The 12,282-nt window shown below is 41.0% G+C and carries 11 protein-coding genes; 2 read left to right on the top strand and 9 right to left on the bottom strand.

The window, feature by feature from the left end; all coding sequences use genetic code 11:
• Nucleotides 1-307 precede the first annotated feature (307 nt).
• The 9 genes from N480_RS25390 to N480_RS15035 all read right to left on the bottom strand — a co-directional run bounded on the left by N480_RS25390 (nt 308) and on the right by N480_RS15035 (nt 9,874).
• Nucleotides 308-457: a hypothetical protein gene (locus N480_RS25390; RefSeq protein ID WP_155732864.1), complete on the bottom strand. Its 150-nt coding sequence runs from the start codon at nt 455-457 to the stop codon at nt 308-310.
• A 48-nt stretch (nt 458-505) separates the two neighbouring features.
• Nucleotides 506-2,602 (bottom strand): winged helix-turn-helix domain-containing protein, encoded by a 2,097-nt coding sequence (locus tag N480_RS15070; protein WP_155732863.1) that lies wholly within the window; start codon nt 2,600-2,602, stop codon nt 506-508.
• Nucleotides 2,603-3,291: 689 nt separating this feature from the next.
• Entirely contained in the window at nt 3,292-4,026 is a 735-nt protein-coding gene (locus N480_RS15065) for a zinc-dependent metalloprotease family protein (RefSeq protein WP_063373307.1), read from the bottom strand.
• Nucleotide 4,027: 1 nt separating this feature from the next.
• A complete protein-coding gene (locus N480_RS15060; protein WP_063373306.1) occupies nt 4,028-4,756 on the bottom strand; it encodes a hypothetical protein in 729 nt (242 codons plus the stop codon).
• Between the two features lie 286 nt (nt 4,757-5,042).
• Nucleotides 5,043-5,876, bottom strand: a complete 834-nt coding sequence (locus N480_RS15055) for an alpha/beta hydrolase (protein ID WP_063373305.1) — start codon at nt 5,874-5,876, stop codon at nt 5,043-5,045.
• 16 nt (nt 5,877-5,892) lie between these two features.
• On the bottom strand, nt 5,893-7,209 hold the full coding sequence (locus tag N480_RS15050; protein ID WP_063373304.1) for a peptidoglycan DD-metalloendopeptidase family protein: 1,317 nt from the start codon (nt 7,207-7,209) through the stop codon (nt 5,893-5,895).
• 2 nt (nt 7,210-7,211) lie between these two features.
• Entirely contained in the window at nt 7,212-8,558 is a 1,347-nt protein-coding gene (locus N480_RS15045) for a M23/M56 family metallopeptidase (RefSeq protein ID WP_063373303.1), read from the bottom strand.
• 12 nt (nt 8,559-8,570) lie between these two features.
• Nucleotides 8,571-8,939 (bottom strand): BlaI/MecI/CopY family transcriptional regulator, encoded by a 369-nt coding sequence (locus tag N480_RS15040; protein ID WP_063373302.1) that lies wholly within the window; start codon nt 8,937-8,939, stop codon nt 8,571-8,573.
• Nucleotides 8,940-9,076: 137 nt separating this feature from the next.
• Nucleotides 9,077-9,874 (bottom strand): LytTR family DNA-binding domain-containing protein, encoded by a 798-nt coding sequence (locus N480_RS15035; RefSeq protein WP_081231891.1) that lies wholly within the window; start codon nt 9,872-9,874, stop codon nt 9,077-9,079.
• 185 nt (nt 9,875-10,059) lie between these two features.
• Here N480_RS15035 and N480_RS15030 point away from each other — a divergent pair, with 185 nt between their 5' ends.
• Nucleotides 10,060-10,470 (top strand): DUF2141 domain-containing protein, encoded by a 411-nt coding sequence (locus N480_RS15030; RefSeq protein ID WP_063373300.1) that lies wholly within the window; start codon nt 10,060-10,062, stop codon nt 10,468-10,470.
• A gap of 11 nt (nt 10,471-10,481) precedes the next feature.
• Nucleotides 10,482-12,002 carry a carotenoid oxygenase family protein gene (locus tag N480_RS15025; protein ID WP_063373299.1) on the top strand — a complete coding sequence of 507 codons (1,521 nt, stop codon included), beginning with the start codon at nt 10,482-10,484 and terminating at the stop codon, nt 12,000-12,002.
• The last annotated feature ends 280 nt before the right edge of the window (nt 12,003-12,282 follow it).

Here is a 12,282-nt window from a genome sequence, read left to right as displayed (position 1 = left end):
ATTTCTGCTTCCTGGCTGACTCTCTCTTTACACACGTTTATCAAGCAAAATTAAACAACTAATTGGCCTGACTTCGTTGTGCCGCTTAAGCTATAAAAATAATGCAAAATCTCCAACAACCATTGCATTACTTTTATATAACTTATTTTATAAGCATAAAATTCATATAGTTAACACACATAAAAATGCAATCGCTTTGCTTTGTTTATGTAAAATAAGAATGGCGTGGGTATTGAGAAAATAAGAATTTTGATGCTGGGCAAATCTGAAAGAGGTGCCCAGCAAAATTTTGGCTGGATACTAGCTGTTAGTGGCGACCAGAAGACGGGTCTTCACAATTGCCTATAAGTGGACAACTTTCTGGTCCAGGTTTAGGAAAGGAACTTTCTGAACTAGAGATGGGGCCAAATAGCGATACACTTAGCGCAGCAAAGGCCAGTATTTTTGTAATATTCATAATCTTATTCTTTATGGTTTAGGGGAAAAATCAAACATAGTAAGTAAATTACTCAAAGCTAACCTGTTGCAAGGCGGCGTCATTAATTTGAACGGATAGATACACAACACGCGCTGCATTTCTGTCTACAGATATTCTAGGATACAGGCTCAAGAAAAAGTCTTCTGTCACATGATAATGCCGTTTATTTAAGTCAAAGTGATGTATATAACTTTTCAAGTGGTCATAGGTTGACCATACGATCCGGTCATCTTTAACATGCCAACGCGTAATGGGTTCAAGCCCAATACGGTGACTTAGCGCCTGTGCAACGCCTAAATGTGAATCTAGATACGCAAGCTCTCCACTCTCCCCGGCAACCACATACCCGTTTGAGGCTGGTCTGATTGAACGATATCCAGTTAAAAAAACCTCACTTATTTCAGTAGATAAGTTGTAACGCTGGATCTCCCATTTACCGCCGACTTGCACGCCATACAAGATATATTGATCATCTTGATAGAACACACCATCACTGCTTGAGTTAAAACTTGCAGTTAAATAGTGAACCTTTTGCTGTTCAACTGAATAAACAGCTAATCGGTAATTCTCTTTAAACAGCATCCATTTGTGATCCTTGGAAACATCCAAAAACTCCAACCGATTCTCACTTTGGTAGTAGATATCTATATGCTTAGTTTTCACATTAAAACTACCAAGAGAATTGAGATCATCTTTAAGTATTCTGACCCATTTCAGTTCATCGCCTTGAGAGTCATACATCATAGATGCAATCTCAGGCCGAGTATCAATGACCTTGCTAACAGCACCAGAAAAAGAGCGCTCTATATACAAACGTTCGGCCCTTTCCTGAGACTTTTTAATCACCACCAGCCCACCTTGATGATCACTTTCAATTGTCTTAATTAACGCGCCGCGATTATCATACACCTCATACTCTTTTTGAGTTTTAAGGTTGTACAACCGGATCGAGCTGTTATTAAGCAACAATAATTCGTTATCGTTTCGCCACACAACCTTCTTCAAAGGCGTTGTGTCATCTATCAAACGTGTCTCTTGTTTAGTCGCTAAATCATGCAACACAAGTTGAGTTCGGCCTGCCTGTAAATTCAAAGTGACTAAACGGGTGCGATCTGGCGAAGTGCTAACACTGACAATAAACTCATCTGACTGACTTACCGCAACCAAGCGAGTTTCTTGGTAACCTTCCAAGTCAATCGCATACAACATGAGCTTGGATTGTGGCTGATTAGCCAGTTGCACAATGATTTCGGAACTGGTTCTTCCTAACTGGATTTCACCAATTAAATAGCGCCCTTCAAGTAATGTCACCATGGCACTTTCGGGGTCTGATACGGTTAACGGCAATAGTTTTAGTGAAGAATTGCCTGTGAGAGTGTTACTGAATATCAACGCTTTATCATTTTGCGCAAATCTAACAAACATAGCGTGTGGCTCTTGCGTTGTAAGCTGACGCGTCGTCTTTTCAAGTTTATCGTAAAGATATACTTGGCTATGTTCACTTTTAACCGCTCGCCCAGTAAAGGCTATGTACCGGCCATCACGAGATACCGCGATAGACGTTTTTTCCCCTTTAAATTCAGTCAAGCTATCAACACTGGATACAGTGACTTGGGCTGATGGAAAGTGTAAGCCTTGATGCGTTAAGAAAACGGCACTTCCCACGAGCAACATCACCAATAAAGCAAAATAAATCAGTGGCTTTCTATACTTATATTGTTCTTTTTTGAGACTTGATTGGGTGGTGCTTGGTGGTGCAGGTTCTAAATCAGTAAACGATTCCGGTGCTCCCTCTACTATTGGGGACGACTCACATATTAGTTTATAACCACGTTTAGGAACCGATTTTATGTAGCTTGGTGACGAGATATCATCATCTTTAAATATCACACGCAGCTTTTTCACACTGCCACGCACAGCCGTGTCTGTCACAATACGGTCTGTCCATACTTGCTCATGTAATTCTTCGATAGTGACATATCGACCACGGCACTGATGGAGGTATAAGAGCAACTCCATCACTTTGGGTTCTATTGCGATCTCTTCGTCATTTAGGAACAGCAAACGTTGTTCAAGATCTAAAACAAATTCCCCTAACGAAGCCCGCATAATATCCTTTCGCAAATATCGATTCCCGGCAAACTGTACCAGTCACTTAATTGATTAACAGATATGAAGAAACTTAAGTGAATAATACGAAATATGTAAATATTCATAAAAAAACCACTCACCAAGTGTACCAAGGAATTCCTTAACACATCAACCACTGCTAGCTAAGGGAAAACAGGGAAACCCCTTAATAAATATACAGTTACAAGTATGAAAAATCTTTTTACAAACTGAGCACTTATGAATTTGTACTTATTAAACATCTACTTAAAAAAGATTTTAATGAATGGAACGCATTAAATTGTTTCAAAATCTTAGAAAGTTACGTTGACACTTTTTCACAAAGCGTAAAGTACAAACCCAAAATATCGTTCATTAACTCCCCTTGATAGCACCAATTGTCAACATACTGAAACCAACATTGACAATCAACTACACAGATCAAAGGATGTTTAAGAAGCTCGAATTAACCTAATTGTATTACTTATCAAGCCAATCTCATACAAGAACATTGGCATTATACTCAGCGACAGAAAAATTCGTTGATTTGAGTTTTAAATTTTCATTAATTATGGCTGTTTTGTTGTTGGCATGTTTGCAAAGGCTAGGCGATGAGTGATGATAGCTGGAAGGGATAAAAAAGAGCGCTCAAAAAGAGCGCTGCAAAAAACCTTTACATGTGCGTGAATATAGTTAATTCACTATTATTTCATGTTAGCGATATCGTCTTTTGTCGCGTTAACAGTTCTCCACGCATAAGATTCACCCTCTACACCATATGGGTGACCATGTGCAGTCCAGTTAGGGTTTGAGAAGTAGTCGTATTGCGTTGCACTACCAAATACATGTGGATACGCCATAATACTCGTAAATACATTATATACGCCATGGCCCATACCATCTGTATATACACCACCTGATGTGTCACCCTGTCTGCGTGCATGTGTTAGACCTTGGTTATGCCCAAGTTCATGTACGAATGTTGTAGCACCACAATCTACTGCTGTGATTGAGTACATTTTATCCACCTGTGATGGATATAAATTACCATTACTACCTTGACCAACCCAAGCGATACCACAACTAATCAAGTTACTGCCCGCAGACGAACCAACGCCCAATAGAGCAACCATATCAGCACCATGTGTGTTACGGTACTGTGCAATCGAAGCGCTATTAGTCAGCGAGTTAAGCCAGTTTTCATCAGCCGTTACTTGCGCGCTGCCGATAGAATCTGATGCGACAAGGTTTAGCCTTAAGTTGATGTTGTTTTGGCTGTAAACCTGATTTGAAAAAGACACCAACTGATTAATTTTCGTTTGGATATTAGATGTCTTTGCAGCAGCAGCATCGCTATACAAAATTGCGATATCAATGGTGTTTGCATGAGCGAGACCCGACGCAACAGTAAGCGCAGTCGCTAGAATTGCTTTTTTCATGTTAATTTTCCTTTCTTATTGTCTGTGTTTTTATTATTGGTGGAGAAAAGAGATCCTTTTCTCCTTCAGTAGGTGCACGCTCTGACGGCGTGTGCTCCACATGATTCTTATATAGGTCGCGCTTTGCCGCTATCCAGCCATGCTTGCCATGGGATTCAAAAACGTAGTTCCCTGAAGATACAGTAAACTGACCATAGATAGCATTGCTACCGACCGTCATCACTGAGTTATGAAAGCGGTTATCTGACCCCGTAACCTGTGCAAAAACGCTTTTATCGCCATTCGGAAAAACATCGACTTGAGTTACTTCCGCCCGATGCATTTCGGTTGTCTGTGGAATAGTCAGGTCAAAAGTATCTCCAACTTCTAGTTGCTGCATTGCTGACAGGTCAAACTCCACATACGCTTCTTCACTAATATCTCTAACTAATACCCCAGCTTCCACGAGTACACCTTTAGCTTCTTCAGAGATTAATGCAATTTCCCCAATATCTAACGGTAATCTATCTCTTTCCCGCACTGCTTTTTTAATTGTGCTAGAAACAACTTTAACATCATTCACAGGCGCAATCGGTGCGGTAACCGCCACCGAATCATTTACATTTTTTTCAACTTTCAATGCGCTTTTCGGTACATGATCAATATGAACTATTTCGGGACTAGGCTTATAAAAAAACCAATAAGATATAGAAATAACTGACAAAATTAGTAAAAAGGCAAGTTTCTTCATTTTTTATTGTTCTTCTAATGGATACAGAGCGAATATAAAATGATCAAACAATTGTGTCAATAAAATTACACAATTATTTAACCAAACAGCAATTGTTATAACATAACGAATAATCGAAACTCATTGCGAGCGAAGTTTACACTGGCAAATAAATGCAAAATACACAACGAAAACGTAGATAGTTCGTATAAAGGGCATTAATTAAACAATATAATTAATGAATTCAATATGTTGAAAAACTATAAGGGTAAGGTGGTACCAACCCCACCTTACATCTAAAAGAAGGCTACTTGCCGTAAAGGCCTATTAATCCATCAGTGAGAAGTAGTGCAAAAACACTAAAGTGAGAAGTGTTCGGGATGATTTTGCTTGAGAGTTTAAATTTTTTGTATTGTCGACTTTTCAGTACTTCGACAAACTTGTGTAAATCCCTTTGAATGACGCCTTCATTACCACCCGCATAAACAAATACTTCTGCAGGTAATGATTGATTCTTTTCGGCATATTTTGACTCTATATTAAATATAACTTCGTCGTCATACCAATAGGATGGACTGCCTAATATGTAAGATTCAAATAATGTCGGTGTTGTTAAGAGAATATAAGTCCCCAAGAGACCACCATATGAATGCCCGACAAAGGTTTTTCGATATTGGTTGATGCGGTATCGGTCAAAAACAAGAGGCAATACCTGTTTAGATATAAATTGCACATAATCATCAGCCTGACCAGAAACCTTTTGTGCAGCCAAAGAATGTCCCCCCGTTTCTTTAGGCGCGTAGGTTGGTGTGTAATCACGTGTTCGACTGAACAGCTTATCTGTACCTATAGAGTATGATATTCCCACTACAACAACTTCCTCTACATCTCGCCCTTCGATGAGATGCAAAATACCGCTGACCGTTGCAATGGAGTAACTTGTATCATTAATAAGAATTAACGGATAGGCTTTATTACTTTTGTTATAGCCTTTAGGCAAGCGGACATACAATTCGTAACTTTGTTGATTGAATCGAGATGTAATCGGGATAGTATCTGTATTGTCAATTTCAAACTTTTTAGTAGCAAAAGCACTACTCATCGTCAGAATACACATTAAGCCAAGTAAAACTGTATTCATCACTAAATAAACTCCTTTATTTTTCAACTAATGCTATTTTCTGTGGTGGATCAAAATGCTCACTGCGCGCAATTGATAACCGAGCGTCAATTTCAGCAATTGTTCGAGTAAGCTGAGCTAACTGCTGCTCAGTCATCTTGTTATGCGAAACTTGATTGGAGTCGAGGTGCAGCGGGTTTATTGCTCGACCATCTTTGTGAACCTCATAGTGGAGGTGGCGCGCTTGGGACATCCCTGTATTGCCTAAAAATCCTATTACTTGCCCTTGCTTTACCGGCGCCCCCGCTTTGATGCCTTTTGCAAATCCCTGCAAATGGGCATAAAGGGTGCGGTACCCATGTTGATGTTGAATCAGTACGCGGTTGCCAAAACTTCCCCCCCAATTGGCCTTTAGCACTGTTCCGTCTCCAGCTGCAAAAATGGGTGTACCAACTGGAGCACCAAAATCGAGCCCTTTATGGATGCGCGTAAACCCTAAAATTGGGTGCTTTCTTTTGCCAAACGTTGAAGAAAGGCGAGCGCCATTTAAAGGGGTCTTAAGCAAAAAGCTTTGTGCAACTCTGCCATCTGCAAAATAATAAGCGCTTTTGCCATTTTCATCCTTATGAAGATATAGCACCTGACGCTTACCTGCGACCGAGAGGCTCACATAGCGTAATGCTCTTGGCATCGATTGTGACCCAAGAAGGCTTTGAGTACATAGCACCTCAGCATCATAAAGTACCTCTAACTCATCGTATTTATGCAACGCCCTTTGAAAATCAATGCGATGAGACATAACCAAAATCAACTTATTGATTATGCCAGCGGGAATGTCAGCGGCCAGTGCATTGTTGAAAAGACTGTTACCTACCTCAACTTTGGCATACCGGATAACTTGCTCAGTCGCTATGTTCAATTCACTCACGTGCCATTTTTCTTTTGATAATCGTGCAACCAACATTTTTGCAAACCCCACTTGAAACATCACCGCAGTCAATTGGCGCTGATGATCGAGCATAAGTTGCAATCGTGTACCTGCGGTTATCGAGTTCAGATCTAACCAACTTTGAGTGGCCGACACTAAAGTAATTACTTGGCGAGGGGATAAGTTGTAAACCCGCAGTATCTCCATGAGTGACTGCCCTGCCTCGATGGTCACTATTTCAGTGACTGTTTTTGGCTCAGACTCAGTCAATAGCCCAACGCTTGGCTGAACAGCCAATACCTCAGCCTCTTTGACGTCACTCGGAGGAGGTTTGCTAACAGGTTGTTGGGGCGTTGGCTCTTTTATTGGGGTACAACTCACCCCTACCACAATACACGCGGCATAAAAAATTTGATGTCGTTTCATAACTACTTCAGGTCTAAAACAGCCAGTGGGTTGATTCTTTGTTCTCTGTGGATCAATTCCAAATGAAGATGTGGGCCTGTCACCTTTCCAGTTTCACCTAACGTGCCAATAGATTGCCCCCCTGTCACCATTTGTCCTTTTTCCACATCGATACTATCTAAATGGGCGTATAAACTCTGATAGCCATTTTTATGTTGTAATAGAACCACTTTGCCATATCGGTGCGGTAGCGATTTATCATCAGCGATTAATACTTTACCATCTGCTATCGCCATTATCTGGCTGCCAATAGGGGCAACAAGGTCAATGCCACCATGATGCTTCATATTTCTGAATTGCGAAACATGTCCATAAAAAGAACTGATATTAAAATCGCGCATAGGATTATGCCAACCCGCATCCATATTGCGTACAAATGGAGCCGCCTTGATATTGAGTACCGCTAAACAAACACTGACTAAAAGAAGGCTAAAGGCTAAGAGTAAAGGCTGTTTTGGTTGGGGTTTTACAATATGACGCAACCGAACCTTATAATCATCCAAAGTTAGCGTTTCAGATGAAAAATGCGCTACGCCAGTTACATTATTTGACTCGACAGAGCGTTTTAAAATAGCTAATAAAGTCGCCGCATAGTCCTTCTTATTTAACTGAAAGGTTGTCACTGTTCCTTGATCACAACGGCACTCCATGGCACCAACAAATGCTTGCTCCATTTTTCGAATATACGGATTAAACCAGAACAGACAACTTAAAATACGCCAAATAACGAGGGCTATATGATCTTTGTTGCGAATGTGAACCAGCTCATGATAAATCAGCGCCTGCTGCTGCGCTTTATCTAACCGCCAAAAATAATGGGGAATTATCAGAGTGGGCTTGATAATACCAAATACAAATGGAGAGATGTTGCTGGGTACCTCAATGCAGGGCGTATCGGTCCAAACTAAAGATAGTGGTTTCAGTGAAGACAAATGCTTCTTAAGCTTGTACCAATTAATCGTTAACTTTGCTAGCCTGAATAGACTGACACCAAATACCACCACAAACATTAGCGTCAATATATCCTGTACCTCGACTATCATCGAGCTGGCATACGCCTCACTTAACTTCATTTGCTTTTGCTCTATGTAACCGCCCATCTCAAGCAAAATCTTGGGTACACTCCCAGTCGTGCTATCTATACCTAATGGCACTATCGGTAGCGTACTCAATATCAATACGCTCCACCACAAACGAGTGGATGCCGGGTGCTTGAAAGACATGCGTTTTGCACAATAGAACAAAATGCAGCTTACGATAGACCAGAATAGCGCCACGACAATAGGGCCAAGTAGAGTGGACCATACCATAAAATGACTCCCCTATTCCTTGTCACTAAGCTCATCGAGCAACGACTCTAATTCTTCAAGCTCATCGGCTTCAATTAAACGACTGTCCGCAAACATGGCAACAGGTAGAGGCCCATCCAGCTCTAAAACAGACTTGGCAAAATCCTGTGCATATGCAGCCAAAGTCGGCACCTTACCCACCAAAGCAGTAAACGTTTTTTTGTTGCCTAACTCTCCCGGTTTTAATAAACCCTTCTCACTCATTCTTTCCAATGTTTTTCGTGTGGAAGAGTAGCTCCATGCAAACTCTGCCTCTATCGCGTCATGGATCTCTCGAGCTGTTCTTGGCTCTTTTTTCCACAATAACTTAAGTATCTCTAATTCCGTACTATTCGGTTTCATATCAACCTCCATCTGTGACATATGTCGCACTTTACCACGCGGAAAACTGCGACACAAGTCGCACACTGTTAAACCTTAGGCAAACTTCACTAAAATGTAGAAAATAAATTGGGAGAGTTGGTATTTAATGGCACGCTTTAGTCGAGGTTTAATGTTTGCTTGATAGATGACAAATACGTTTGTGAAACGGGCACCTCGAGATCATTTTCAAGTATTAATACAAGCTTTCTACCCACTTTCTTAGTCGAACGGACCGCATCTTGCGCAACCCACCAAGATCGGTGAGTTTGAAATCCAGAAAAGCCCTCTAATTGACAGAGAGCGTCTTTAAAGCGCATCAACAAAAGGTGCTGACCATTATCAGTAAATACTTTCAGGTAGTGGTCATCCATTTGTAAACACAATAGTTTTCCACGCTTTTCCAATGGCAGCTTGCTCATAAACTTCACCACGTTGTCGTTTTTAACAGATGCTGCGCCAGCAGTAATTTTTTGTTGTTGCTCAGAAATTAGCACGTGCTGTGCTTTGACATAATCTTTTATAAAGCTCACAAAAGTAATAAATCCACCAATAAATAAACTGGCAATAACCGACGACCCCACCGATGACCAATAATCGTTTTGCGTACCAAAAAACAGACCAATAATGAAAGGCGCTAGCAACCCAAGCAACACGCTCGCCATTGACGTAGAAAAAGCAAGAGACAGCCACTGGCGGTACTTAAAGTTAGCAAAAGTCACAGCAAAAGCTTTATCACCTACTCTAATAGCTGGCGCATAGAGTGCATAGCCGATAAAGCACATTACCAACCAAAACCCAAATGCATATATATAGCTCACATTGTGCATACCAAATGGCTTTAAAAAGGCTAAAAAGCCAGCAAATACAAATACGACAATGCAGTCAGAAACAATTTTCCTTATTGGCAACATCATAATTAACCTTTGAATTTTATAGTTATTTTTTTAATTTTCACGAATCGCCAAACAGACTCGTGCATTTCACGAAGTCTTATCCCCTTTCGCGAAAAGTGCATTGTTCTGTCGGCCATAGCATTTTATCTTTTTTACCACAGAGCGCAATTCAACGCAGACTTAACGTAACTAAATTGGAGTAACAAATGAAGAAATTGATAGCTACTTTAGCATGTATAAGTGCCCCCTTATTCGCTGCAGACCTTAAGCTTACTATTAACGATATAAATGCAAAACCAGGCAAAATATACATAGAGATGTTTAAAGGAGAAAAACAGTATATAGCTGGGGAGTCATACACCGCAGCCATCGTTAGAGCACAGAAAGGAACCGTCTCCACCCAGTTTAGTAACCTAGAGCCAGGGGCTTATACCATTCGACTTTTTCATGATGAAAATAACAATGCCCAACTAGATACCAATTTATTTGGTATTCCGACAGAAGGGGTTAGCTTTTCTAATCATGCCACCATGCAATTTGGCCCTCCTTCATACGAAGATATGACAATCACAATTACACAGGGCAGCAATGTCGAATCAATGACATTAACTTACTAAGGAAAATGATTATGAAACGTCGACAATTTCTCAAAGGCATGGTGGCAGCGCCAATTGTACATACAGTTTCACCCAACATAGCTTTAGCGGCAAACAATAAGGCAAATGAATCATTAATACTAAACCATAAACGCTTTTCAGCCGCACTAAAGCAACACCCTGAGCTGGTTGGCTTTAAAGGTACTGAGACTGACATTGGCCCTCAGAAGTTAACGCTTGAAGGGAAATTACCGGCAGATTTAAATGGAAGCTTTTATCGCAATGGGCCAGGCCGTCACCAAAGATCAGGCGAACGCTATCTTCATTTGTTTGAAGGTGATGGGATGGTAAACCAATTTAGTATTGCTCAGGGAGAAATTCACCACCACGCAAAATTTGTTCGTACCAACAAATTTGTACAAGAGGAAAGAGCTGGAAAATATCTTTTCTCAGGCCCAGACAGTAAGCTTACTGACAGCTTAGCAATCCCTTCTCCTGACTCAATTAATACAGCCAATACCAATATTTTGCCAGTTAATGGCGAGTTGTGGGCTCTTTGGGAAGCAGGATCCCCAACCGCGATTGACAAAAATACGCTGGATACCAAAGGTCTGATCAATTTAGGTGACAAAACACCACATGCTAGTAGCCTTAAAGGGCTTCCTTTCTCTGCTCACCCTAAAGTAGAAGCAGATGGCACTATCTGGAATTTTGGTTACGCACAATCGGGTCATGTAGTTTTATACCAACTAAATAGTCGTGGCCAGCTACTAAATGTCGGAATGGTGAATACGGGATTCAAAGGTGGCATGTTACATGACTTTCTTATAACACAACATCATATCGTTCTACTTCTACCTTCGCTAAAACGAGATAGGACTATAGCAGGGGAGTTTTCATCGATTCAATTTAACGCTCAGCAACCAATGGACGTGTTTATTGTGAGCAAGCAAAGTCTAAAAACAGTAAGACGATATGAGCTAGATCCCGGCTTCATTTTTCATTTTGGGAATGCGTGGGAAGATCACCAGGGTAACATTCATTTTGACGCCAGCCTCTACCCCAATGGAGAGGTGTTACAGCATATGACACTCACAATGCAAGGAAACACAGACGCTCCACTGTCTCCAGCAAACACTGTGTTGTTTACTCTATATAAAAATGGGAAAGTTCAAAAGCAACATATCGACGGTATTAGCGAATTTCCAAGAGTTTATAATCATATAACGGGGAAAAGAAATAGTAGGCTATTTACCCTGTCTTCTGTCCAAAGTGATGTTTGGAGTGATAGCGTTAGACGTATTGATCTCAATACTGAGAAACAAGATATTTATACTTATGGCAAGGACTACCTAGTCGAAGAGCATGTACTTGTTAATCAAAGTAACAAGGAACAAGGTGGTTACTTGCTAGGAACAGCGCTTCATATTCCCAGCAAACGCACTTGTCTAAATGTTCTGCATGCTGATGATGTGTCAGCAGGGCCAATCTGCCGAGCATGGCTCCCCTACACGATTCCATTGGGCTTCCACGGCAACTTCTTACCAGCCTAACAAAGTCGTGCAAAAGGGTTAATAGGTGCAAAGGGTTAACGACAGTGAGCGCATGGATGCGCGATGGGACCCAGGTTCAGGGATGAATAGGCACAGCAAAGCTATCACTAAGGAATTATGTAATACGATAAAACATAAACCTGTGAAAGTTGCTTGCTTCACCTTGCGCTAAAATCGCGCTAAAGCGCGATTTAGCACCACAAACGCAGTGAGTACGCTTCTTTTGCGCAAGGTGAAGTGAGCCGGTTTAGCTGCTGCCTAGGGACTTAAAAGCAAAAAA

The organism is Pseudoalteromonas luteoviolacea S2607, assembly GCF_001625575.1.
GTDB lineage: Bacteria > Pseudomonadota > Gammaproteobacteria > Enterobacterales > Alteromonadaceae > Pseudoalteromonas > Pseudoalteromonas luteoviolacea_E.
This window is presented reverse-complemented; position numbering and strand designations above follow the sequence as displayed.

Bases quoted from the DNA above. Each gene is read 5' to 3' on its own strand.
- N480_RS25390 (WP_155732864.1), bottom strand. From the start codon at position 457: ATGAATATTACAAAAATACTGGCCTTTGCTGCGCTAAGTGTATCGCTA.
- N480_RS15065 (WP_063373307.1), bottom strand. From the start codon at position 4,026: ATGAAAAAAGCAATTCTAGCGACTGCGCTTACTGTTGCGTCGGGTCTC.
- N480_RS15060 (WP_063373306.1), bottom strand. From the start codon at position 4,756: ATGAAGAAACTTGCCTTTTTACTAATTTTGTCAGTTATTTCTATATCT.
- N480_RS15055 (WP_063373305.1), bottom strand. From the start codon at position 5,876: ATGAATACAGTTTTACTTGGCTTAATGTGTATTCTGACGATGAGTAGT.
- N480_RS15050 (WP_063373304.1), bottom strand. From the start codon at position 7,209: ATGAAACGACATCAAATTTTTTATGCCGCGTGTATTGTGGTAGGGGTG.
- N480_RS15045 (WP_063373303.1), bottom strand. From the start codon at position 8,558: ATGGTATGGTCCACTCTACTTGGCCCTATTGTCGTGGCGCTATTCTGG.
- N480_RS15040 (WP_063373302.1), bottom strand. From the start codon at position 8,939: ATGAAACCGAATAGTACGGAATTAGAGATACTTAAGTTATTGTGGAAA.
- N480_RS15035 (WP_081231891.1), bottom strand. From the start codon at position 9,874: ATGATGTTGCCAATAAGGAAAATTGTTTCTGACTGCATTGTCGTATTT.
- N480_RS15030 (WP_063373300.1), top strand. From the start codon at position 10,060: ATGAAGAAATTGATAGCTACTTTAGCATGTATAAGTGCCCCCTTATTC.
- N480_RS15025 (WP_063373299.1), top strand. From the start codon at position 10,482: ATGAAACGTCGACAATTTCTCAAAGGCATGGTGGCAGCGCCAATTGTA.